Source organism: Hymenobacter arcticus (genome assembly GCF_054779975.1).
In genome coordinates, this window is sequence record NZ_BAAGXF010000025.1 from 17620 (window position 1) to 41671 (window position 24052).

15 protein-coding genes and 2 pseudogenes are annotated in these 24052 nt (G+C 63.3%); 13 read left to right on the forward strand and 4 right to left on the reverse strand.

Annotation, left to right across the window (positions count from 1 at the left end; translation table 11 throughout):
* The first annotated feature begins 18 nt into the window (after positions 1-18).
* Together ACYVGC_RS23640 and ACYVGC_RS23645 are read left to right on the forward strand one after the other, a co-directional pair.
* Positions 19-2727: pseudogene (locus ACYVGC_RS23640) on the forward strand (Tn3 family transposase).
* 19 nt (positions 2728-2746) lie between these two features.
* The gene (locus ACYVGC_RS23645; RefSeq protein ID WP_460586314.1) at positions 2747-2983 is read left to right on the forward strand and encodes a Tn3 family transposase; all 237 of its coding nucleotides are present in this window, start codon (positions 2747-2749) and stop codon (positions 2981-2983) included.
* Between the two features lie 1388 nt (positions 2984-4371).
* Here ACYVGC_RS23645 and ACYVGC_RS23650 read toward each other — a convergent pair.
* The gene (locus tag ACYVGC_RS23650) at positions 4372-6045 is read right to left on the reverse strand and encodes an alkaline phosphatase family protein (protein WP_460586315.1); all 1674 of its coding nucleotides are present in this window, start codon (positions 6043-6045) and stop codon (positions 4372-4374) included.
* A gap of 337 nt (positions 6046-6382) precedes the next feature.
* Here ACYVGC_RS23650 and ACYVGC_RS23655 point away from each other — a divergent pair, with 337 nt between their 5' ends.
* Genes ACYVGC_RS23655 through ACYVGC_RS23680 form a run of 6 tightly spaced genes read left to right on the forward strand, consistent with a single transcriptional unit; the run spans position 6383 to position 16466 of the window.
* Positions 6383-9388, forward strand: a complete 3006-nt coding sequence (locus tag ACYVGC_RS23655; protein ID WP_460586316.1) for a SusC/RagA family TonB-linked outer membrane protein — start codon at positions 6383-6385, stop codon at positions 9386-9388.
* Between the two features lie 12 nt (positions 9389-9400).
* Positions 9401-10987 (forward strand): RagB/SusD family nutrient uptake outer membrane protein, encoded by a 1587-nt coding sequence (locus ACYVGC_RS23660; protein WP_460586317.1) that lies wholly within the window; start codon positions 9401-9403, stop codon positions 10985-10987.
* 56 nt (positions 10988-11043) lie between these two features.
* A complete protein-coding gene (locus ACYVGC_RS23665; RefSeq protein ID WP_460586318.1) occupies positions 11044-12114 on the forward strand; it encodes a phosphatidylinositol-specific phospholipase C1-like protein in 1071 nt (356 codons plus the stop codon).
* Between the two features lie 2 nt (positions 12115-12116).
* Positions 12117-13604, forward strand: a complete 1488-nt coding sequence (locus ACYVGC_RS23670; protein ID WP_460586319.1) for a CehA/McbA family metallohydrolase domain-containing protein — start codon at positions 12117-12119, stop codon at positions 13602-13604.
* 47 nt (positions 13605-13651) lie between these two features.
* Positions 13652-15886: a GH92 family glycosyl hydrolase gene (locus tag ACYVGC_RS23675; protein ID WP_460586320.1), complete on the forward strand. Its 2235-nt coding sequence runs from the start codon at positions 13652-13654 to the stop codon at positions 15884-15886.
* 13 nt (positions 15887-15899) lie between these two features.
* Positions 15900-16466, forward strand: coding sequence for a hypothetical protein (locus ACYVGC_RS23680; protein ID WP_460586321.1), 567 nt, complete (start codon positions 15900-15902; stop codon positions 16464-16466).
* A 79-nt stretch (positions 16467-16545) separates the two neighbouring features.
* On the opposite strand, the gene ACYVGC_RS23685 is transcribed toward ACYVGC_RS23680, so the two are convergent.
* From ACYVGC_RS23685 to ACYVGC_RS23695, 3 genes and pseudogenes are all read right to left on the reverse strand, one after another.
* Complete coding sequence (locus ACYVGC_RS23685; RefSeq protein WP_460586322.1) at positions 16546-16947, reverse strand: porin family protein; 402 nt, start codon at positions 16945-16947, stop codon at positions 16546-16548.
* A gap of 753 nt (positions 16948-17700) precedes the next feature.
* A pseudogene (locus ACYVGC_RS23690) lies at positions 17701-18126 on the reverse strand (AAA family ATPase); the annotation flags it as partial.
* A gap of 274 nt (positions 18127-18400) precedes the next feature.
* Positions 18401-19222: a universal stress protein gene (locus tag ACYVGC_RS23695; RefSeq protein ID WP_460586323.1), complete on the reverse strand. Its 822-nt coding sequence runs from the start codon at positions 19220-19222 to the stop codon at positions 18401-18403.
* 197 nt (positions 19223-19419) lie between these two features.
* Between ACYVGC_RS23695 and ACYVGC_RS23700 the strand changes: the two genes are divergently transcribed.
* From ACYVGC_RS23700 to ACYVGC_RS23720, 5 genes are read left to right on the forward strand one after another with little or no spacing between them, the layout of a single operon-like run.
* Positions 19420-21012, forward strand: coding sequence for an oleate hydratase (locus ACYVGC_RS23700; RefSeq protein ID WP_460586324.1), 1593 nt, complete (start codon positions 19420-19422; stop codon positions 21010-21012).
* A 38-nt stretch (positions 21013-21050) separates the two neighbouring features.
* A complete protein-coding gene (locus ACYVGC_RS23705) occupies positions 21051-21719 on the forward strand; it encodes a Rossmann-fold NAD(P)-binding domain-containing protein (protein ID WP_460586325.1) in 669 nt (222 codons plus the stop codon).
* Complete coding sequence (locus tag ACYVGC_RS23710; protein ID WP_460586326.1) at positions 21620-22036, forward strand: NAD(P)-dependent oxidoreductase; 417 nt, start codon at positions 21620-21622, stop codon at positions 22034-22036. Before ACYVGC_RS23705 ends, ACYVGC_RS23710 begins: the two co-directional genes overlap by 100 nt.
* 32 nt (positions 22037-22068) lie before the next feature.
* Positions 22069-22545, forward strand: coding sequence for a BLUF domain-containing protein (locus ACYVGC_RS23715; protein ID WP_460586327.1), 477 nt, complete (start codon positions 22069-22071; stop codon positions 22543-22545).
* 12 nt (positions 22546-22557) lie between these two features.
* On the forward strand, positions 22558-24042 hold the full coding sequence (locus ACYVGC_RS23720; protein ID WP_460586328.1) for a L,D-transpeptidase family protein: 1485 nt from the start codon (positions 22558-22560) through the stop codon (positions 24040-24042).
* The last annotated feature ends 10 nt before the right edge of the window (positions 24043-24052 follow it).

Sequence of the window (24052 nt, forward strand, 5' to 3'; positions counted from 1 at the left end):
TGAACCTGCTCCAGACGCATGATTTCACCCTTTCTCACCGCCCCCGAACGCAAGGGCTACCAACAAGTACCCGCTGTACTCAGTGAAACCGACCTGCGCCAGCACTTTCACCTGACGGGGGCTGACTGTGAATTCATTCAGCGGCAGCGCCGCGACGGCAACCGCCTGGGCTGTGCCATGCAGCTAGGCCTGGTGCGCCTGATGGGCTACCTGCCCGAAGACTGGTTCGAGCAGGTGCCGGTGCCAGTAGCCGCCTTTGTCGGCCAGCAGCTGGGCATCGCGCCGGACGCGCTGGCCAGCTACGGCGAACGGGCGGCTACCCGTAGTGAGCACTTGCAACTGGTACTGCGGCACCTGGGCTATCGCAAATGTCAGCCCCTGGACAGCCCCGGCTTAGAATCCTGGCTACTGGAACGGGCCCTGGAGCACGACCAGCCGCGCCTGCTCTTGCAGGCCGCCTGTCAAAAGCTGCACCAGGACCGCCTACTGCGGCCCGCTATCTCGGTACTGGAGTTGCTGGTAAGCCAGGCCCTGCTGCAAACTGACGCGGTCACCTACCAGCGTCTGGCCCCGCTGCTCACGCCGGCGGTGGAAGCACAGCTCGACGCGCTGCTGGTACTGGCCCCCGCCCGGCGCGTGACCCCGCACCGCTGGCTCTGCCAGCCGGCGACGGCCAACACGCCCATGGCCATCAACCAGGCCCTAGCCAAGCTGGACTTCCTGCACCAGCTGGGGCTGGCCGACTGGGACACGAGCGGCCTGAATGCCAACCGACGCAAGCGTCTGGCCCACCGGGCGCGCCACCGCACTAGTCAAGCCATCGGCCGCTACGCGCCGGCCAAGCGCTACCCGCTGCTGGTGGCCTTCGTACTGGAAAGCTACCGCGATGTGCTCGACGCGGTGCTCACCATGTTCAGCGATTACTGGGCGCTGGCCCAGCGCAAAGCCCAGCGCGAGTACGAGGCACACCTGCTGGTCATTCGCCAGGCCCGCGAAACGGCCTTGCGCGTTTTCGCCCAGGTCGCGCGCACGGTGGTGGACGAGCAAATACCGGCCGCGCAGGTGCGGGAAGCTGTATTTGAATCGATTTCTCGGGAGCAGGTGGAGCAGGCGCTACAGGCTTACTACGCCCTGAGCGATACCCGTCTGGATTCGCCCCTAGCCTTTCTGCTGCGGCGCTACGCGCACCTGAAGCAGTTTTCGGCCAACCTGCTGCGGCACGTCTCCTTTGTCAATGCCTTTGCCGGCGACCGGTTCGGCGAAGCCCTGGCGCTGGTGGTGGAGCTGCAGACCGGGGCCCGGCGCAAGCTGCCGACCGATGCCCCGACGGACTTCATCACGCCCTCCTGGCAGGGCTTTGTGCACCCGCAACAAGCATCGGAGCGCCTGCCCTACGAGCTGTGCGTGCTGGCCACCCTGCGCGAGCGGCTGCGTTCGGGCGACGTATTCGTGCCGGGCTCGCGTAAATTCGCCGACCTGGAAAGCTACCTGATTCCGGCCGCGCAGTGGCCCGGCCGGCGCGGGGAGGTACTGCGCCAGTTGGGCCTGCCCGAAGACCCCAGCCAGCGCCTACACGCCCGCCTAGCCGAACTCGAAGCGCTGCTGCCGCAGGTAACGGCGCTGCTGGCGGAAGGCGGCGAGGTCCGCCTGGAAGACGGCGAATTGGTGCTCACCGCATTGCAAGCCGAGGAATTGCCGGCCTCCCTCCAGGCGCTGGACGAGCAGATTCGGGCGCGCATGCCGGTCGTGGAACTGACCGATATTTTAGTGGAGGTGGACGGCTGGACCGGCTTCTCTGAGTTACTACGCGAGGCGTCGGCCGGGGGCAGTGAGGCCCCGGAGCCCGTTTATGCGGCCCTGTTGGCGGCCGCCTGCAACATTCCCCTCTCCGACATGGCCCGTAGCACCGGCTTGGCGTACCAAACGGTGTGGTGAGCCACCAACCAATTCCTGCACGAGCAGCCGCTGCGGGCGGCCACGACCCGCGTGGTCAACCAGCAGCACCGCCAGTGGCTGGCCCGGCACTGGGGCGGCGGGGGCTTGTCGTCCTCGGACGGGCAGCGCTTCCCCGTCAGCGGCCAAGTGCGCAACGCCAAGGCCCTGCCACGCTACTTCGGCTACGGGCGAGGCGTCACCTTCTACACCCACACGGCCGACCACTACGCCCAGTACGGCAGCAAAGTCATCCCCGCCACTGAGCGCGACGCGACCTACGTGCTGGACGAGGTGCTGGGTAACGAAACGGACGTGGTCATCGTCGAGCACGCTACCGATACGCACGGCTACACCGACCTAGTTTTCGGCCTGTTTGACCTGCTGGGCTTGCAGTACTCGCCGCGGCTGCGCGACATCGGCGACCAGAAGCGCTGCCGCATCCGGGGCCGGGAGCTGAGCTATCCGGGCCTGCACTTTACCGGCCACGTGCAACCGGGCTACATCGCGGCTCGCCTGGACGACCTGCTGCGGGTAGCCGGCTCGTTTAAGCTGGGCTACGTCACAGCTTCCCTCTTCATCAGCAAGTTGCAAGCCTACCCGCGCCAGCACAACCTGACCTACGTGTTACAGCAGTACGGGCGACTTATCAAGACAAATTTCATCCTGCGCTACCTGCTCAGCCAGCCGCTGCGGCGCAAGATTCACGTCCAGCTCAACAAGGGTGAGCGGCTGCATGCGCTGCGGGTCTTTCTCTGGTTTGGCGGCGACGGGCTCATCCGCCGCAAACAATGAGGAAGCCCAGCAGGAAGTCGTGGGCGCGTTAAACCTGGTCACCAACCTGGTCGTGCTCTGGAACACGGTTTACCTGCAACAGGTGGTGCAAACGCTGCGGGCCGAAGGCGTGGAGGTACGCGACGAGGACCTGGCGCGCCTCTCACCCGCTCGGTACGAGCACATCAACCGCCTGGGCAAGTACACCTTTCCCCGCCAAGTGAAAGTAGAGCCCAATGGGCTGCGCAGCCTACGAAAGCCGGTGGAAACGGCTTAGAGTAATTTTATCCCCCCGCTGCTATAAGAAGGCCAGCCCGCCAGCAACCCGGTACTTGCGAGTAGTCCACCTAACACAAACGAGTATTTGAATTGCATGCTGCGGCTGATAACCTTGAATTATCCCACAAAAGACTGGCCGGCATATTTCCTGACTATTGCCCAAGGGCTACGTTTTTGATACCTTAACCCTGACAGTAGCCAGCCTGCACGCTTTTTATTTAGTCAAGTAGTAATGGGCGGAGGCTGTCCTGCGTTGCCCGGCGGCGGCGAGCAATAAAAGCTGCTTAGGTATGTGGGAAGAACTTTTCAGTTGCGGGTGGCTGGTGGAGAATTCCTCGCGACACTTTGCACTTAGTTAAGGAACTAGCCTAATTTACAGCCGTCTACCACTACCTGCTTTACCTGCCATTCAAGTGCGGGTTGACTAGGCAGGAACGGCGCAGATGACTACTTCAGTTGAGACAATGCAACAACAGGAACGCACTGGCGGCGGCGGGAGCGGTCGCCCGGTCCCCTGCTCATTTCGTACTATTGCGTCCTGAAAGCACCCCTATTACCTGCAAGCGATAATCCTAATTATCAAGTTATCCATGGCCGCAATGGTCGTGCTAGCCGGGGTGCTAGTAGTGCAGCGTTAAATTCGTTAACGCCCATGCACGCTTAATTTTTTGTTCTCATGAGCACTTCCAAAACCTCCCTCGCAGACCAGTTAGCCACCGCCATTGGGCCCCATCTTGGCAACACCTCCGCCGGCCACCCACCCAAAGCCATTGCGAAAACGCTGCGGAAACTGGCCAAGCAGCTTGCCAAGAAACAGCCTAAGCCAGAAAAGTCCGCCGCGCTGCCCACCGCCAAGCAGGCGCGCAAGTTATTGACGGGTGAGCTAGCCCAAGCCGTGCAGCCCTATCTGGCTGGTGAGGAAACGGCGCCCAAAGCGATTACTAAATCGGTAAAGCGCTTAGCGGCCCAACTAGTCAAGCAGCGCCGCAAGCAGGCCAAACGCACTGCTCAAAAGGGGCAGGGCGCAACACCTGACAGCACTGCACCTCTAAGCGCTGGCGACCAAGCTCCAAGCGCTCCAAAGGTCGTGCGCCCAGCTCCGGCCCGCCGGCCTGCCACCAACCAACCCGGCTCAAAAAAAGTCGCCCGCCCCGTGAGTACGCCAGAAGTAACCCCGCAAGCCACCGCTGAGTAGAAACGGAAGCACCATACCCTTACCTAAAAAGCCCTTGTCAGGTCTTGACAGGGGCTTTTTGCTCTACTACGCTAGCTGTTGCTGGGCAAAGCTATGAATCGTGGCTGGCGGCAATTGCAGGGGGTTTTCTGCCCTTCACCTGATGAGCCTGCGTGTACGCTAGTTGCTGGATACGGGCAGCAGGCACGTGCTTACTTACGACGGCGGCCGCCGACATTTTTAGTGGGGCGCAGTACCTCCACAATGGGCTGGCCGGTGCAGGCGCTGGGCAGCTTACTGTTTAGGAGCATGGCCGCCGTGGGGGCAATGTCGGTGATGGTGTGCGGGACGAAGCTCACGCCCGGTGCAATGCCCGCGCCAAACCAGAGCAGCGGCACGTGGCTGTCGTAGGCGTAGCCGGTGCCGTGGCTGGCGCCGGGGCCGATGTCGCCGGTCCAGCCGGGCAGCAGCTCGTAGCGCACGTCGCCGAAGCGGGGGTAGTAGAAGCCGGCTTGCAGCTTGGCTTCGAGGTAGGTGGTGTAGCTCGCGTTGAGCAGCTGGGTGGTGGTGTTGACCTGGGCTACGCCGGGCTGGTCGCGCACGAAGTCGGCCAGCAGCTGCTGGGCGCGGGCCAGGTCTACCTTGCGGCGGGCCAGCAGCGGGCGGTTGAGGTAGAGCATGTTGCCGCGCAGGGTTTCGAGCCACTGGTCGGGGCCGAGCTGCTCATTGAGGTAGGCGGCGGCCCCTTTGGCCATGGCTTCGGTGGAGAATGCGCCGGTGGGCGCCTGGTGGTCGGCGAGGTAGCGCGTTACCTCACTGGCGCCGTGGTCGGCGGTCAGGAACACGGTGTACTGGCCCTTGCCCACGGTTTTGTCGAGGGCTTGCAGCAGGCGGGCAATTTCGAGGTCCAGGCGCAGGTAGAGGTCGTTCTCTTCCTTCGACTGCGGCCCGAAGGCGTGGCCCACCGCGTCGGGGCTGGAGTAGCTGAGGGCCAGCAGGTCGGGCACGTCATCGCGGCCCAGGTCGGTGTTTTGCAACGCTGCCAAGGCAAAGTCAGTCAGCAGGTTATCGCCGTAGGTGGAGGCGTACACGGTTTCGTAGCCGGGGCCGCTGAGCGGGGCCAGCTTGGCCAGGTCGTACGGAAAAGTAGCCACCGCCTTGCCCTTAAATGGGCGCTCATAGCGGTTGGAGTCGGGCAGGCTGTTGCGGTAGGCTTCGGGGCCGCGCAGGGGCGCCCAGGTTTGCTGGCGATAGTAGTCGGGTCGCTTTTGGGCGTTGAAGGCCTGCACCCAGGCCGGCAGCGCGGGCACGTAGTAGGTGCTCGAAATGAAGTTGCCGCTGGCCACGTCAAACCAGTAGGCGCCGTCGGCCATGTGGCCGGCGGGCAGCGCCGAGGCCCGGTCTTTCAACGACAAAGCCAGCACCCGGCTGCGGCCGCTGGTCACCATCTTTAGCTCGTCGCCGAGGGTGGTACTCAGCTGGTTGCGGGCCGACACGCCCATGCCTTTGCCGCCGCCCACGAGCTGCACGGTGCTGTCGTCGGTGCAGTACACGTCGCGGCGCAGTTGGCGGCTGTACCACGAGTTGCCCACGATGCCGTGGTAGCGCGGCGTGGTGCCCGTGTACACGGAGGAGTGGCCGGGGCCCGTCACGGTGGGGATGTAGTTGTAGTGCGTATTGCGGCACTCGAAGCCTTCGCGCAGCAGCCGGTTGAAGCCATCGGGCCCAAACTGGTCGCGGAAGCGGGTGATATAGTCGGGCCGCATCTGGTCCACCATGATGCCCACCAGCAGCTTGGGTACGGGTGGCGGGGTAGGGGCGCGCTGGGCCAGTAGGGCCGACGCGGGCAGGAGCAAGCCAGCGGCGAGCAGAATGGGTCGAATCATAAATAAGGTGTGCCCCACCAGCCCGCAAAAGTCCGGGTTTGCGATGGGGTAAATGTTACCCGAATGCTATGTTATTGCCCCGGCCGGCGCGAGTTGAAGCAGTTGCGAACTGTTGCTCTTGCTGCCTGGGCTTCCCGATTTTGGGGCTAGTTGCGCTATTTGTCTGGTCTTTATCCGCGCTGCACTACTGCGCTGCTTTGGCTCACCATTAGATAAGGTAAGTACCACTAATTCTGGGCTTAATGCTAAGCTTAACGCTGAAATGACATTCTGGTAATAGGCCCACCGGTGCTTTGTGGTGCTCAAAAACAGCCTATTCAGCCTAGCATAAGCACGCATGAAAAACAAGTACTTTGCTCCCCGGGCCGGGCAGCCAGCCCACAAGCTTCGCACGGGCAGCGCCTGGCTGCTCCTGCTTCTGGCCCCCGCCGCCGCCGCCGCTCAGCAAACCATTAAGGGCACCGTGACGGACGAGAAAAACGCCGCCCTGCCCGGCGTAACGGTGCGCCTAAAGGACGGCAGCGCCGCCGTGGGCACCGCCCCCGATGGCTCGTACAGCCTCAAAACCAATGGCCCGGCCGACATCCTGGTGTTCTCGTTTGTGGGCCTGGTTTCCAAAGAAGTAATTGCCGGCACCCAAACCAGCCTCAACGTGACGCTGCAAGCCGATGCCCAGCAGCTGAAGGACGTGGTGGTAATCGGTTACGGCACGGCCAGCCGCGAGGACATTATCGGGTCGGTGACGTCGCTCAAGGCCGGCGAATTCAACCAGGGCGTGCTCACCACGCCCGCCGAGCTGCTGCAAGGCAAGGTGGCCGGCCTCAACATCACCAAGAGCGGCGACCCCAACCAGCGGCCCTCGGTAGTGCTGCGCGGCCCCAGCACCATCCGCACCCTCAACGGCGGCGTGACGGAGCCGTTCTACGTGATTGACGGCGTGCCCGGCGCGAGCATCGACCTGCTGGCCCCCGACGACATCGCCACCATCGACGTGCTCAAGGATGCCTCGTCCACGGCCATTTATGGCACGCGGGCGGCCAATGGCGTCATCATTATTACTACTAAGCGGGCTAAGGCGGGCCAAACGCGCCTCACCTACAGCGCCTACGGCGCGGTGGCCAACGTGTCGAAAAAAGTGGACATGCTGAGCGGCGACGACCTGCGCCAGTACCTGGTGGATAACAAAACCCGCCCGCTGGCCCAGCCCACCGACGACGACGGCTCGAACACCGACTGGCAAAAGCTGGTGGAGCGCACCAGCTACTCCACCAACCACAACCTCTCGTTCAACGGCTCGGCCAATGCTACGGACTACGGTGCCAGCGTCAACTACTTGAAAAACAACGGGATACTGAACCGTACTTCGCTGGAGCGCATCATTTACCGGGGCTTCATCAACCAGCGCTTCTTCAACAACCGCCTGAAGCTGGGCGTGAACATCATCAACAGCTCGACCACCCAAAACGACTTGCCGCAGACCAGCGTGCTGCAAAACATGCTGTTTTACCTGCCCACGGTGAGCCCCTTCAACGCCAACGGCAGCTACAAGGAGAACTACACCCGCACCGGCAGCGGCCCGCTGAATCCGCTGTCGCTGGTGAATAACAACACCTACGTGACCAAGGACAGCAAAACGCTGGTCAATGGCCTGGTGCAGGTGGACATCTTGACGGGCCTGAAATTCACGATTAGCGGCTCGACCCAGCGCACTCAAACCAACTTTAACAGCTACTTCAACAGCCAGTCGGGCCTGGCCGTGAACCTGGGCGGCGTGGCCCGCCGCAACGAGTACGAAACCACCAACGACGTACTCGAAGCCTACGCCAACTACGACCGCAGCTTTGGCCAGCACAACTTGCAGCTGCTCGGCGGCTACTCGTACCAGCAGGACCGCACCAACGACGGCTTCGGCATCACCACCCAGGGCTTTGCCAACGACGCGCTGGGCTACAACAACTTATACCTCTCCAACCCGTCGTCGCTGGCCCAAATTGCCTTCGACAACAACCCCATTTCGACGCTGCGCTTGCTCTCGCAGTATGGCCGGGCGCAGTACCAGTACGGCGACCGCTACCTGGCGCAGGTGTCGGTGCGGCGCGATGGCTCGTCGGCCTTCGGCGTGAACAACCGCTACGGCTACTTCCCCACGGCGGCGCTGGGCTGGCGCATTATCAATGAGGAGTTTATGCGCGGGCTGCCCGCGTTTAGCGACTTGAAATTGCGCGCCGGCTACGGCGTGTCGGGCAACAGCCAGGGCTTCGACGCTTTCTCGTCCATCCTCATCTACGGTACGCCGCCCGGCAGCAGCAAGTACTTGAACAACGGCACCATCTCGAACGTGGTGAACGCGGTGCGCAACGAAAACCCCGACCTGAAGTGGGAGAGCACCGCCACCACCAACCTGGGCCTGGACGTGGGCTTCTTCAAAAACCGCCTCACGGCCTCGGTCGATTTCTACGTCAAGAAAACCAGCGACCTCATCGACGACGTGCTGCCCGTGTCGAGCACTGAGTTTCAGTACACCACCTACATCGCCAACGTGGGCAGCATGACCAACCGCGGCGTGGAAGTGGCCCTGAACGTGGTGCCCGTGCAAACGGCCGCCTTCATCTGGCGCTCGTCGCTCAACTTTTCGCACAACACCAACCGCATCGACAACCTGAGCACCGACCGGTTCACGATTCCCTACATCCAGACCGCGCAGCTCGGCGGCAAGGGCCAGAGCGGCAATTACAGCCAGATTATCCAGCCCGGCTCGGCCGTGGGCACCTTCACGCTGTGGCACTACCTGGGCAAAAACGAGCAGGGCGTGAGCACCTTCCAGAAGGCTGACGGCAGCACCACCGCCACCCAGCCCCTCACCACCGACCAGCAAGTGGTGGGCAACGCCCAGCCCAAGCTCATCTACGGCTGGGTCAACAATTTTACCTATAAAGCTTTCGACCTCAACTTCTTGCTGCGCGGCGTGTACGGCAACAAAATCCTGAACGCCACCCTGGCCGGCCTCAACAACCCGGCCGATGCGCGCCTGCAAAACATCCCGCGCTTCACGCTGGGCGAGTCGTTCAACGACATCAACGCCTACCTCATTTCGGACCGCTTCCTGGAAAGCGGCTCCTACCTGCGCCTCGACAACGCCACGCTGGGCTACACCCTGCGGCCCAACACGCAGTACGTGAAGGCCTTGCGCTTCTACGTGAACACGAATAACCTGTTCATCATCACCAAGTACCGCGGCATCGACCCCGAAATCAACATCGGCGGCCTCACGCCGGGCATCGACAACAACAACTACTACCCCAAAACCCGGACGTTCACGCTGGGGCTAACGGCATCGTTCTAAGCTGTATCTGTTATGAAAAGCAAAGCTATTATCCTTGTCCTGAGCGTGCTAGCCACCGCCATGTACTCCTGCAAAAAGCTTGATGTGCCGGTCGAGTCGCAGTTTGTGGCGTCCAACTTTCCCAAGACCATCAGCGACTACAACGCCTCGGTGGGGGCCATGTATTCCAACCTGTCGTCGCAGTTTGCGGTGCCCTACTGGCGCATGCAAACCATGAGCACCGACGAGGCCATCATTCCGGCCCGCGACGGCAACTTCGACGACGGCGGGCAGTACCGCCAGCTGCACTACCACACCTGGACGCCCGACCACCCCAACGTGCTCACTATCTGGCAGTGGGCCTACGGCGGCATCACCACCTGCAACCGGCTGCTCAACGTCACCACCTCGTTTGGCTTCACGCCGGCCGAGCAGCAGGCGCGCCTAGCCGAAATCCGGGCCATGCGGGCGCTGTACTACTTCTTTTTGCTCGACTTGTACGGCAACGTGCCGCTGGTGACCGACTACCCGGTGGCCGCCTCACCGGCCACCAAGTCGCGCGCCGAGGTGTATAAATTCATTGAGAGTGAGCTAACTAGCCTCACCCCGCAGCTGCCCGCCAAAACCACGGCCAACGCCACGCTCCAGTACGGCCGCCCTACCAAGGGCATGGTGTACGCGCTGCTGGCCAAGCTCTACCTCAACGCCGAGGTGTACACGGGCACCGCCCGCTACCCCGACGTGGTGCGCATGGCCGACAGCGTGCAGGCCAACCCGGACTACGCCCTCGACACCCGCTACCGCGACATTTTCCTGCCCAACAACGGCCCCCAGATTCGGGAAACCATTTTTGCCGTGCCCTACGACCAGCAGATTCCGGGCAACCAGTTCACGCGCTTCGGCTTCTTCTACTACCTCACGCAGGCCTACGGCTTCAACGTGGGCCTGAGCATTGCCATGAGCACCACGCCCGAGTTCTATGCCCGCTTCAACCTGCCCGGCGACTTCCGCACCCGCACCTGGCTATCCGGCCCGCAGTACGTGCCCGATGGCAATGGCGGCTTCACCACCACGCCGGTCTACTACCCCAGCTCTACCACCCAAATCGTTATCAACCCGGTGCTGACCCTGGTGCCACCCAAACCCATGGATGTGGGCAACACCCAGGCCAGCCAGGCGCAGGGCGTGCGCTCCATCAAATATTATCCCGACCCCACCACCATCCAGGCCACCCGCCTCAACGGCAACGACGTGCCCCTGCTGCGCCTCGCCGACGTGCTCCTGATGAAGGCCGAAGCCATCCTGCGCGGTGCCCCGGCCACGGCCGTGGCCGGCGAGCTGCAAACCCCGCTGGTGCTGGTCAATAAAATCCGGGCCCGCGCCGGGGCCCAGCTCGCCACCAGCATTGCCCTCAACGGCATGCTCGACGAGCGCGCCCGCGAACTGAGCTGGGAAGCCTGGCGCCGCAACGACCTCATCCGCTTCGGCCAGTTTGAAACCGAATACCCGCTGCCGAATGACGTGCTGAAGATGGATAAAAGCCCCTCCCGCCGGCTGTACCCGGTGCCCACTATTGAGCTACGGCTCAACGCAAATCTGGTGCAGAATACGGGGTATTAGGTTCGTTCAATGAGGCGCCCTGCCCGAACGAGCCCACCCACTTCCTATCATATTCCATGAAACTCGTCCTCACTTCTGCCGCCCTCCTCGGCACCGCCTGCCTCGTCGCTTTCACCAAGCCCGCCGAGCCGCTGATGAACCAAATCCAGGTTATCGGCTCGCACAACAGCTACAAGCAAGCCATTGACCCCAAGCTGTTTGCCGTATTGCAAAAAGCTGATTCGACCAGCTTTAGCAAAATCGACTACGAGCACGCCACCCTCACCGAGCAGCTCGACCTGGGCCTTTTAGCGCTGGAAATCGACGTGTACGCCGACACGCAGGGCGGCAAATACGCCCACCCCAAGGGCCTCGACCTGGCGCCCGGCCAGCCCGCCTACGACGCGGCCGGGCTGATGAAGCAGCCGGGTTTCAAGGTGTTCCACATCCAGGACCTCGACTACCGCAGCAACGCGCCCACCTTCAAGCTAGCCTTGCAGGAGCTGAAAAAATGGTCGCTGGCCCACCCCACGCACCACCCGGTTTTCATCACCATGAATGCCAAGGCGGAAGCCTTGTCGCGGCCGGGCTTCTCGGTGCCCGAGCCCTTCACATCAGCCGTATTTGATGCGCTCGATAAGGAAATCCGCAATAACCTGGGGGCCGACCAGCTCATCACGCCCGACCAGGTGCGCGGCCAGTACGCCACCCTCGAAAGCGCCGTGCTGCACCGCCACTGGCCCACGCTGCGGGCCGCGCAGGGCAAGTTTGTGTTCGTGCTCGATGAGCTGGGCGAGAAGCGCGCCACCTACCTCCAGGGCCATCCCTCGCTGAAGGGCCGGGTACTGTTTGCCGACGCCGAGCCGGGCACGCCCGAGGCCGCCATCCACATTATGAACAACGCCAAAAAGGACCAGGCCGCTATTAAAGCGCTGGTGCAGAAGGGCTACATCATCCGCACCCGCGCCGACAGCGACACCCAGGAAGCCCGCCGCAACGACAAGAGCAGCTTCGAAGCCGCCCAGCAGTCGGGCGCCCAAATCATCAGCACCGACTACTACCGCCCGAGCACGCACTTCAAGTCGGACTACGTCATCAGCTTTCCGGATGGCAAGTACTTTCGGCCCGACCCGGTAGCGGTTAATTAACCATGCTAGCTAGTGGCCGAAAAGTGCAGCGCAAGTGGAGTAGGGGCTGCGTTCTGGCCGTGCTCGGTGGCTGGTTAGGACTGGCCGCCCCGGCGCACGCGCAGGCCCCAGTTGAGCTGACCAAAACCGGCCACGTGCCGGCCGACAGCCTGTACAAGCTGCTCTACGTGCCGATTGAGGTGCCAGCGGGCACGCGCGAAATCCGGGTGCAGGAGTCGTACACGCACCAGGGTAAGAACGTGCTGAACATGGGCATCTACGACCCCAGGGGCTACCAGCCGGGCCAGCCGCGGGGCTTTCGGGGCTGGTCGGGCGGGGCCAAAAGCGAATTTTTCCTCAATGCCCAGGCGGCCTCAATGGGCTACGTGCCCGGCCCTATCCGGCCCGGCACCTGGTACGTGCTACTCTACGCTTCCACCATCGAGGCGGCGGGACTTGACTGGCAGCTGACCGTGACGCTGGTACCGGGCGCGGCCGGGCCGGCCTTTCAGCCCACGCCCGCGCCCGCCGTCGCCAACACCCGGCCCGGCTGGTACCAGGGCGACCTGCACCTGCACACGCTGCACTCCGATGGCAAGCGAACGCCCCAGGAGCTCGTGACCGAAGCCGGCGCCCAGGGCCTGGACTTCCTGGTTTCGACCGAGCACAACACCAACAGCGCCAACCTGAGCTGGGGAAAATACGCTTCGCCCAACCTGCTCATTATCAATGGGGAGGAAGTAACCACCACCGCCTTCGGCCACTGGAACGCCCTGGGCCTTGACGCCACCACGCTGCTCGACTGGCGCTACACCCCTGCCGACAGCGCTATTGCCGGTGCCACGGCCCAGGTACACGCGCTCGGCGGGCTGGCCATCATCAACCACCCGTTCTTCCCCGATACCGTCAACCGCTTCCGGTTTGGCGTGCGGCATTTTGATGGCATCGAGGTGTGGAACGGCCGCTGGGACGCCCGCAACGAGCGCGCCCTGGCCTGGTGGGATGCCCTACTGCGCCAGGGCCGGCCCACCCTGGCCGTGGCCGCCAGCGATACCCACACCGCCGTCCCCTCGCCTAATCAGCTCGGCCGGCCCCGTACCGTGGTGCAGGCCAGCGGTTTATCGCGGGCGGGCATCATGCAGGGCCTGCGCCGGGGCCGGGCCTACCTGGTCGCCGACCGTCCCATCAGCCTGACGCTCACGGCCCGGGCCGGCGCGGCTACGGCAGGCCTCGGCGATACGCTGGTGGTGGCCGCCGGGCAGGCTATCCAGGTGGCGTTTGAGCTGCGCAACGTACCGGCCGGCACCATCACGCTGCGCGGCGACCAGGGCGTGCTGGCTACCAACCCGGTAGCGGCGACCGGCCCCACGGCGGTGCGTTGGCCGCTGCCCACCACCCGCCACCCGCGCTACCTGCGGGTGGAGGTGCGCACCCCGCAGGGCACCATGCTGGCCCTCACCAATCCCATTTGGGTGCGCAGCCCGGCCACGGGCCGCGCTGTTGCTAAGTAATTGATTGAATGAAAGTTAGTAAATTATTTTTGTTAAGTGGTAGCCTTTTGGCCGGCTCCCTGCCGGCCACCGCACAGGACTACGGCCGGTACGTAGACCCGATGATTGGCTCGCAGGGGCTGGGCCGGGTGTTTGTGGGCCCCACCGCGCCGTTCGGCATGGTGAAGCCCGGCCCCGACTGCACCAGCAGCCCCAACAGCGGCTGGCTGCCCGAGCCCACGCCCGTCACGGGCTTTACGCAGGTGCACGTGAGCGGCACCGGCGGCGGCCCCAAATACGGCAACATCCTGCTCATGCCCTTCAGCGGCCCGCTGGCCCTGGGCGACAAGTCGGCCCACCGCCAGGCCGAGCATGTGGAGCTGGGCTACTATCGCACCCAGCTCGCGCAGCCCGCTATCAAGGTGGAGATTACGGCCTCGCCGAAGGTGAGCTTCTACCGCCTAGCCTACCCGGCGGGCCAGCCCAAGGCGCTGCAACTCGACGCCGGTTTTTTCCTGGGCGAGCAGTCCGAGCCCGACGGCCGCGAAGCCCAGCAGTTTGTTGGCTCGGAGGTGGAAGTAGTGTCGCCGACCGAGGTGCGGGGCTACAGCCGCATTCGCGGCGGCTGGAACAACGGCCCGGCCTACACCGTGTATTTCGCGGCCGTGTTCGACGCGCCCGTAGCCGAGTTTGCTACCTGGAAGGGCAAGCAATTACAGCTTGGCCAAAAACTGCAAGCCGACTCAGGCGAAAAAACCGGGGCCCTGTTGCGCTTCGCCAGCGGCCCCGGCGACACGCTGAAAGTCAAGGTCGGTATCTCGTTTCTGAGCGCCGCCCGGGCCAGCGACAACGTGCGGGCCGAAATCCCCGGCTGGAATTTCGCCCAAGTGCTGGGCCAGCTCCGCACCCGCTGGAACGCCCTGCTGAGCCGCGCCGAGCTGGGCGCCGACACGCCGCTAACCCAGCAAAAGCTGTTCTACACCGGCCTCTACCACACCATGCTCATGCCCGTGGACCGCACCGGCGAGAACCCACTTTGGAACGGCTCCGCGCCGTACTACGACGATTTTTACGCCATCTGGGATACGTACCGCACGTCTAATCCGCTTATTACGCTGCTGGCGCCCGAGCGCGAGGTGGCCATCGTCAACGCCCTGCTCGACATCTACAAGCACGACGGCTACCTGCCCGAGGCCCGCAGCGGCAACGCCAACGGCCGCACCCAGGGCGGCTCCAACGCCGAGGTGCTCATCGCCGATGCCTACGTCAAAAACCTGCCCGGCATCGACTACCGCCTGGGCCTGGAGGCCATGCTGAAGGACGCCACCGTGCCGCCCGGCGGCAACGAGGAGCAGGAAGGCCGCGGCGGCCTGCTCACTTATAATAAGCTGGGTTACGTGCCCTACGGCGTGGACCGCGCCGGCAACCGCACGCTCGACTACGCCTACGATGATTACTGCATATCCTTGGTAGCTAAAGGCTTGCAGCAGCAGCCCACGTATGAGCAGTACCATCGCCAGGCTAGCAACTGGCAAAACCTGTGGCGCGATGGCTACCGCAATCACGGCGCCACGGGCTTCATCATGCCCCGCGACGCGGCCGGCAAGTGGCTCGATACCATCCCGTTTGGCAATTCGGTGCGGCAGCACCCGACGTTCGTATATACGCCGCTCACCCGCGAAAACCCCTGGTACGTGTGCCATTGGTGCGCCTATTTCTACGAGGCCACGTCCTGGGAATACTCGCTGAGCGTGCCGCACCAGGTGCCGGTGCTCATTGCCAAAGCGGGCGGGCCGGCGGCCTTCCGCGCGCGGCTCGACACGCTGTTTGAGAAGAAATATTACAACGTGGCCAACGAGCCGTCCTTCCTCACGCCCAGCCTCTACCACTGGCTGGGACGGCCCGATTTGAGCAGCCAGCGCATCCGCCAGATTATCGCCCAGAGCTTCAACACCACGCCCACCGGCCTGCCCGGCAACGACGACTCGGGCGCCATGTCGTCGTGGCTGGCCTTCCAGCTCATGGGCCTTTATCCCAACGCTGGTCAGCCCTACTACCTCCTCAACGCCCCGCTGGTGCGCCAAACCACCCTGCACCTGGCCGGCGGCCGAGACTTCCGCATCACCGCCCACCACCTATCGGCCACCAACTGCTACGTGCAGTCGGCCCGGCTCAACGGCCGCCCCCTGCGGCAGGCCTGGCTAGCCCATCAAGCCCTGGTGCAGGGCGGCGAACTGGTATTCGAGATGGCCGCGCAGCCCGGCAGCTGGGGCACGCAGATATTGCCGCCAAGCGCAGAATAATCTATTAATCAATATGATACGAATAATCCTACTGCTGTCGCTAGTCGCCCTCGCCTGGACTCCGGCGCGGGCTCAGGCGCAGAAACCCGCCGTGGGCGTTGGCACCACGTTCAGCTACGTGCTGGAGCTGCACGGCCAGCATGCGCCCTTCGAGCTGGCCATCGCCAGCGCCACCGACACGCTAAAGCTGCGCTGGCGTATCCGCAACCTGGCGGGCGGTGTTTACGCCGTGTCGCCCGCGGCCTGGCAGCGGGGCACCGCGCTGCACGTAGCCCAGCCACTGCCCGGCCCCCCGGTGCAGCTGCCCGATAATCAAACGTTTATGCTGCTCTCGAAAAGCGCCTACGCCACGCTGCTCGCCCAGCACCGTTTCGAGTACAACAACACCGTGTATGACCTGCGCGACGACATCACGGCGCACCCGCTGCTGCTCGGCGGTCAGCCGCTCGACGTGCTGCACGTAGTGGCCCAGGGCGATGCCACCGAACTGTGGATACTGCGCAATGCTACGTTCCCCATTGTCTGCCAGATGACACATAACCCTTTAGGAGTCAATTATCTACTAAGTGCCCTTCACTAATTTATTTTGTGGGAACAGGGTTTTGCCCGCGTGGTTGAGCTAAGCTCTTTTTTCCCAGAGAATTCACTGGTGAGAGTTGCTATATTCTCAACTCAAAAACGTCGCCATAAGATGGGTTCAAATCGGGGTTGCCGACGTACTGCGCGTTCAGGTCGGTGAGCTCATTGAAGGGATAGCGCATCCACAGCGCGGGCCGGTTAATGCGCTTGCTGTAGTTGAGCCGGGCCGTGGTGCCCTCGCCAAACTGGTAGCTCAGGCTGAGGGTAGGAAACAGGCGGTCGTAGTTTTTCTGGTTGTTGTAAGCGCCTTCGCGGTCCTGTATCGTGATGCGGGTCAGCTCGGTGCGCAGGCCCAGCAGGTAGGAGAACGTCTTGGTTTTGCTGCCAAACTGCGCATACGCGCTGCTGATGAGCTCCTGGTATTGTAGCTTGTTGTTGATGCCCTGGGAGATGGCCCAGTTCGCACCCAGCTGCCAGCACACGCGGGGAAAAAAAATTAGGACTCTGGTATGTACTATTAAGGTATAAGGGTGCGATAGGGAAATAAATATAAGGTTTAAAAAAGTAGAAAATATAAATTGCAGCTTTGTGCTTTCTTATACTATTACACTAAGAGAATAGGTGCTCCTCATGCCCCAAGGTAATCAGGGGAATAACAAATAGTGGGTGATTCTAAAGCTGCTACAGAAACCGTAGCAGCTTTAGAATCACCCACAGCATGCTTTCTAAGTATTATATCGGCTAAGTATTATATCGGCGTCAGTTATAAAAAGCAAGTCTTGGACATGGCAATAAACCCGAAATAAGCAGCCCGAGATACTGAGAATAGTATCTGTAGGGAAAACTAGGAGAAAGAAAGCAATTGTGAGACGAAGCAAAGGTAAAAATGCCACCAAACAACCCTTTATTTTAAACATTTTTGAAAGAAATAGTACCTAAAATCACATTTATTAAGTACAATCAAGGCACGAAAAGTCGTGGGACACTCATCAGCTTTATACTGCAAATACTCTATAAAACAGCTGATTTAGAACGACCAGACGCCGCTAATTAGCAAGGAGGTGAACCCTGACCACGTGAAGGGCAGCACCACCGGGGCCATGAACTTCCTCCCCTTTGGTTGCGCAGCAGTGCCTGCACATCGACCACCTGGTCCGGAGTCACGCGGTTGGCCAGGACTTGCAGCACGGGCACCTCGTGGCTTTCGAAGTTGCGCAGTGTGGTAAGCACCGCGCTCACGACCTGGCCGTGCTCTTGCCCTGCCCCGACACCACCAAAATGACGGGCACGCCCAGGTTTTTAGCAATCGACACGTTGGCGTCGAACTCAAGCGCGGTGCCCGGCCCCACGAAGTCGCTGCCCTCCACCACCGTAAAATCGCAGGTGTCTTCCCAGTGTTTAAACTTGCGGATGATGGTGTCAATCAGCTCGCCTTGGGGCCCGGTTTCGAGCAGGGCCAGGGCTTCGGCGCGGGTGTAGGCGTAGGTATCGGCCAGCGGCAGCGGTAGCTTGAAGTAGCTGGTAATGGTGGCCAGGTGCGGGTTGGCCTGCTGAGCGGGGTCGTAATCGATGAGCGGCTTGAAGTAGCCCACCTGCCGCGTCTGGCCCAGCAGCATGTTTACCAGCCCGAGCGTGACCAGCGATTTGCCGCTGTAGGGCTCGCACGAGAGTAAGAGCTGAAAACCCCGCTAAGGCACTTTCAGCACTGAAATCCACTAAGCAAGAAGGGTAAGCCCTTTTCTACAAGCGGCACTTACGATGCATGGGCACCAGCAAACAAGTAGACAGAAGAGAACTCGAACCTGATTCGGTAGCAAAACACATTGACTTATAATTGCTTATACTTCTAAGGCCTCCTAGCGGGGTTCTCTGTTCATACCCTCGTGCGACCCATTATATTATATTAAATTATTGCAGTAATTCGAAAATAGCCAACTACTCCGCCGGCAGCACCAGCACTGGTATCTGACTGTGCAGTAGTACGTGCGCCGTGACGCTGCGGTGAAACAGCTCGCCCAAAAAGCTGCGCGGCCGCGCCACCAGTACCACCGCATCAAACTCGCCGGTGGCGGCCACCTCCAGGATGCCACCGGCCGGCGTGGCGTGCACGAGGCAGCGGGTGGGTAGCCTGATGCCCAGGTTCAGGGCCAGCCCGGTGCGCTCAATAGCTTCGACGGCGGCGGCCGTGCCAGTGGTAGCTTCGTCCCGGTCGGAGCCCACGTGCAGCACGGTGAGCTCGGCGGGCAGTGCGTCGAAGAGGTGCCGCACCAAGCCCGTGTGGCCGCCCAGGCTGAAGGGCTCGGCGTCGAGGGCCAGCAGCAGGCGGCGCGGCACGGTGGGCGCGGCCCCCACGGGCACCACCAGCATGGGCTGCGGGGCGGTGCGCAGGATATCCAGCGCGGCGGTCGAGACCAGCTCGTCGGCCATGCCGTCGGTGTTGCGGTGGCCCAGCACTACCAGCGCGGGCTGGTGGCGGGCCAGGGCGGCGGCTACCACTTCGGCTACCCGACCGTGGCCCACTTCGGCCACGGTCGGGGCGGTTACGTCGCGGGTCAGGCTGGCCAGGGCCAGGTCTATCGCCTCCTGGCTCAGGGTATCGACCCGGCCGGTGAGGTGCTCGGGGTCGAGCAGCGCGTCGCGGCGCACGTGCAGCAGCACCAAGTGCGCGCCGATGGCCCCGGCCAGCGCGTCGGCATAGGTTAGGGCGTGGTCAGCGGGCTTAAAAAAATCGGTGAGCACGAGCAGCGAAAGCGCCATGAGACGAGGGTAGGAAAGGGGTGAAACCTGCCCGCAAAGAACCGGGTGCAGGCCGGCGCCGGGGCTACCAAACGTCAGCTCTACACCTGATTTTTATCATGGTCCTGTCCCGCCTGCGGCCGGAACCTTGCAGCTTCCTTCGCCCAAGCTGCTGGAATTGATTTTCAGCAGCTTAAGTATTCGCTTCTCTTCCCTTTATGGAAACGTTACCTTCGCCTGCCACCCGCCACGCCTACCTGGTCGGGAGTGGCATCGCCTCGCTGGCAGCGGCCGTCTTTCTCATCCGCGACGGCCAGCTGCCGGGGACTCAGATTCACCTGTTGGAAGAAGCTAGCATGCTGGGCGGCAGCCTCGACGGGACCGGCCAGGCCGACGCGGGCTACGTGCTGCGCGGCGGCCAGATGCTGAATTTTACCTACCGCTGCACCTACGAGCTGCTGGCTTCCATCCCGTCGCTGGAGCACGCAGGTCGGTCCGTGAACGACGATATTATTGCTTTCAATCAGCAGATTAAGACCCACGCCCTGGCGCGGGTGGTGGACCGCGACGGCCACATCGTGGACGTGACCTCAATGGGCTTTACCGAGCCCGACCGGCTCGACCTGGTGGAGCTGCTGGCGGTGCCCGAGGCAATGCTCGGCACCAAGCGCGTGGACGAATGGTTCAAGCCGGGCTTTTTCGAAACCAACTTCTGGTTTATGTGGGCCACCATGTTTGCCTTCCAGCCCTGGCACAGCCTGGTGGAGTTCAAGCGCTACCTGCTGCGCTTTCTGCACGAATTTCCGCGCATCGACACGCTGGCCGGCGTGGACCGCACGCCGTATAATCAGTTCGATTCCATGGTATTGCCCATCACGACGTGGTTGCAGGCGCAGGGCGTGGAGTTCCGGTTGGGCAGCCAGGTGACGGACCTGGACTTTGCGCCCCACGCCGACACCAAAACCGTGGAGCGCCTGCACTACACCCGCAATGGAGCCTCCCAGACGCAGGACGTGCAGCCCCAGGATTTGGTGCTGATGACCAATGGCTCGATGACGGCCAACTCCTCGCTCGGCACCATGACGACCGCGCCGGTGCTCAACGCCACAACCGGCGACGGGGCCTGGGCACTGTGGGAAACCGTGGCGAAGAAGTACTCCGATTTCGGCCGGCCCTACGTTTTCGATGCCCGCCTGAGCGAGTCGACCTGGGAGTCATTCACCGTCACGAGCCAGGGCACGCTGTTTTTTGATTTGATGGAGAAGTTCTCGGGCAATAAGGCGGGCACCGGAGCCCTGGTCACCCTCAAGGATTCCAACTGGCTGCTGTCCATCGTATTGGCGTATCAGCCCCACTTTCTCAACCAGCCGGCTGGCGTGACGGTTTTCTGGGGCTACGGGCTGTTTCCGGATAGAGTAGGGGACTATGTGCCCAAGAAGATGAGCGACTGCTCGGGCGCAGAAATCCTGACCGAATTGCTCAGCCACCTGCACCTGGCCGAGCACCTGCCGGCGGTGCTGGCCGAGGCCAACTGCATTCCGTCGCTGCTGCCCTACATCACCAGCCAGTTTTTGACCCGCGCCCCCGGCGACCGGCCCCAGGTGGTGCCCGCCGGCTCGACCAATTTCGCCTTTTTGGGCCAGTTCACCGAAATGCCCGATGACGTGGTATTTACCGTCGAATACTCCGTGCGCTCGGCCCAGCTGGCCGTGTATGAGCTACTGAAGCTGGATAAGCAGCCCCCGGCCCTCTACAAAGGCCAGCACGACGTGCGCGTGCTGTACCAGGCGATGCAAACCATGCACCGCTAGGTCATTGCTTTTTTGAAACAACTTATTCTGATAAGGTCATGAACGTAACTGTCTTTAGTGCGCTGGCCTTTGAGCGGCCTTTCCTGGAGCAGGCCAATGCGGGTCGGCACCAGGTGCAGTTTTACGAGCAGCGGCTCACCGACCAGACCCGGCCGCTGGCGCAGGGTGCGCTGGCCGTCAGCGTGTTTGGCAGCGACGACTTATCGGCCCCGGTGCTGGCGCAGCTTTGGGCGCACGGGGTGCGCTACGTGCTGGTGCGCGCCACCGGCACCGACAACGTGGACCTGCCCGCCGCCCACCGCCTGGGGTTGTGCGTGGCCAGCGTGCCCGACTACTCGCCCCACGCCATTGCCGAGCACACCGTAGCCCTGCTGCTAGCCCTGGCCCGCCACCTGCGCCGGGCCAACCAGCAGGTGCGGCCCAACGCCTTTTGCCTCAACCAGCTCGTCGGCTTCGAGCTGCGCGGCAAAACGGTGGGCATTGTGGGGGTAGGGCACATTGGGGCGGTGCTGGCGGGTATTCTGCACGGCTTCGGCTGCCGGCTGCTGGGCGAAGACCTCTTCCCAACAACGAGCTGCGCCAGCGCTACGGCCTCGAGTACGTGGACTTGCCCACCCTCTGCGCCCAGGCCGACATCATCAGCCTGCACACGCCGCTTATCGCCGAAACCCACCACCTGTTTGGCGATGAGATGCTGGGTAGGATGAAGCCCGGCGCGGTGCTCCTCAACACTGGCCGGGGCGGCGTGCTCGACACCGCCGCCGCCCTGCGCGCGCTGGCCAGTGGCCAGCTCGGCTACCTGGGGCTCGATGTGTACGAGGGCGAAGCGGGTCTGTTTTTCGCTGACCACACCCGCGACCCGCTGCGCGACGCCACCTTGGCCCAGCTGCTCACTTACGATAACGTGCTCATTACCGCGCACCAGGGCTTCCTCACCCACGAGGCGCTGGTCGCTATTACCACCGCCGCCGTGGCCGCCTTCGATGCCTGGGGCCAGGGCCAGCCCGCCCCGCACGAATTGTAGCCGCCCCCCTTTCTCACCTGCCTTCATTCTCTGTGAACCCGTACCAACTCATTTACCAAAGCCAGGCGATGGGCGACTTCGGCGCGCCCGAGCTGGCTGCCCTGCTGCACCGGGGCCGGACCCACAACCAGGCGCACAACATTTCGGGGGTGCTGCTGCACACGGCCGACGGGCGGTTTTTGCAGGTGTTGGAAGGGCCCAAAACAGCTGTACGGCACCTCTACTACCACGTTATCCTGTCCGATACGCGGCACTTTCACTGCCAGGTACTGGGCGAGGGGCCCTGCGCCGCCCGCAGCTTTGCCGGCTGGTCGATGGGCTGCCGAATGGCCCACCCCGACGAGCTGCGCGCCCTGCTGGGCGAGGCCCCGCCCGACGGCCTGGGCCTGGCCCACCGGCCTTACCCCCGCCCCCAGCTGATGACCCTGCTGGAAGCCTTTGTGGCCCAGGAGGCCCTCGAAACCGGCCCGGCCCATCCGCTGGACAGCCTCCCCACCCGCCACCTTTAGCCCGCTTCACCCGTGGTTTTTCTCCCTGCTATCCGGCTCCTTGGCACCGGCGTGGGCCTACTGCTGGCCGCGCAGTGCGGCTCGGCACCTACGGCGTCGCGGCCACTACCTACGCAGCCATTGGCAACTGAAAATCAGCAGATTATGCCAGTGAACTCGCTCGTCCGGGCGTTACTGGATACGACTGTGGCCGGCAGCGCTCGCCGCCTGGATGCGCAGCTGGGCTTGCAGGCCGGGGCCGAGGTGCGGGCTTTTTACGGCGCTACTCCCGCGCCCGCCTGGCTGGCCGACGATAGCCTGGGCCCCGACGCGCTGGCCGCCCTGGCGCTGTTGGCGCAGGCCCCCGCGCACGGCCTGTGCCCGGCGGACTACGGTAACGCCCGCCTGGGGGCCCTGCGCGACTCGCTCACCCAGCCTAGCATGCCGGCTCAGCGTGCGCAGCAGCTCGCCCGCTTCGACGTGTACCTTAGCGATGCGGCGCTGCGCTTCATGCGCGACCTCAGCCGCGGGCGGCTGCGGCGCTACACCGCGTCGGCGCGGGAGCGGCTGGCGGGGCCGGCCGGGCAGCCGGCGGTGCGGCTACGGGCGGGGCTGGCGAGCCACGCGGTGCCCCTGGCCCTGCTCGCCGGGCAGCCGACCAACCGCGAGTATCGCCAGTTGCAGCAGGCGCTGGCCGGCTGGCTTAGGCTGCTCCCGGCCCCGGATTCGGCGGCGCAGCACCGGGCCCGCTACGAGCAAGTGGCCGTCAACCTGGAGCGCTGGCGCTGGGAGGCCCTGCCCGCCGCTGACTCCACCTACGTGCTGGTGAACCTGCCCGCCTGCGAGCTGCTGGTGGTGGCCCGCGACTCGGTGCGGTGCCGCTACCGGGTGGTGGTGGGCAAGCCCGCTACGCCCACGCCTACGCTCAGCAGCGTTATCGACCACTTCACGCTGGCTCCCGACTGGCACGTGCCCCGCTCCATCGCGGTGAAGGAAATGCTGCCCCACCTCCAGCGCGACCCCGGCTACCTGGCACGCAACAACTACGCCCTCTACGACGGCCGGGGCCGGCTACTCGACCCGAGCGGCATCAACTGGGCGCGCGTTAGCGCCCAGCATTTCGCTTACACCGTGCGGCAGTCGGCGGGCTGTGAGAACGCGCTGGGCAACATCGTGTTCCGCTTCGCCAACCCCTACTCGGTGTACGTGCACGACACGCCGCTGCGCCAGGTTTTCGCGCAGCCTTATCGGGCGCTGAGCCACGGCTGCATCCGCCTGGAGCAGCCCCTGGCGCTGGCCGCTTACCTGCTGCTGCGCGGCGGCCAGCCGGTGCAGCTGCCCACCGAGGCCGAGTGCGCCCGCCAGCCCCGCCCCCGCGACGTGCCGTTGCGCCGGCCCATCGCGCTATTCGTGCGCTACGCGACATGCTCGGTTGAGGGCGGCCACCTGCGCTTTCTGCCCGACCTCTACCACCGCGACGAAGTAATCCGCCGGGGGTTGTTTGGCCCCAAGTCGTAGCCCGCACCCG

Excerpts from the sequence above, each read along its gene's own strand:
- ACYVGC_RS23700 (WP_460586324.1), top strand. The coding sequence starts at position 19,420 with ATGGAAACGTTACCTTCGCCTGCCACCCGCCACGCCTACCTGGTCGGG.
- ACYVGC_RS23655 (WP_460586316.1), top strand. The coding sequence starts at position 6,383 with ATGAAAAACAAGTACTTTGCTCCCCGGGCCGGGCAGCCAGCCCACAAG.
- ACYVGC_RS23670 (WP_460586319.1), top strand. The coding sequence starts at position 12,117 with ATGCTAGCTAGTGGCCGAAAAGTGCAGCGCAAGTGGAGTAGGGGCTGC.
- ACYVGC_RS23650 (WP_460586315.1), bottom strand. The coding sequence starts at position 6,045 with ATGATTCGACCCATTCTGCTCGCCGCTGGCTTGCTCCTGCCCGCGTCG.
- ACYVGC_RS23705 (WP_460586325.1), top strand. The coding sequence starts at position 21,051 with ATGAACGTAACTGTCTTTAGTGCGCTGGCCTTTGAGCGGCCTTTCCTG.
- ACYVGC_RS23680 (WP_460586321.1), top strand. The coding sequence starts at position 15,900 with ATGATACGAATAATCCTACTGCTGTCGCTAGTCGCCCTCGCCTGGACT.
- ACYVGC_RS23695 (WP_460586323.1), bottom strand. The coding sequence starts at position 19,222 with ATGGCGCTTTCGCTGCTCGTGCTCACCGATTTTTTTAAGCCCGCTGAC.
- ACYVGC_RS23660 (WP_460586317.1), top strand. The coding sequence starts at position 9,401 with ATGAAAAGCAAAGCTATTATCCTTGTCCTGAGCGTGCTAGCCACCGCC.
- ACYVGC_RS23665 (WP_460586318.1), top strand. The coding sequence starts at position 11,044 with ATGAAACTCGTCCTCACTTCTGCCGCCCTCCTCGGCACCGCCTGCCTC.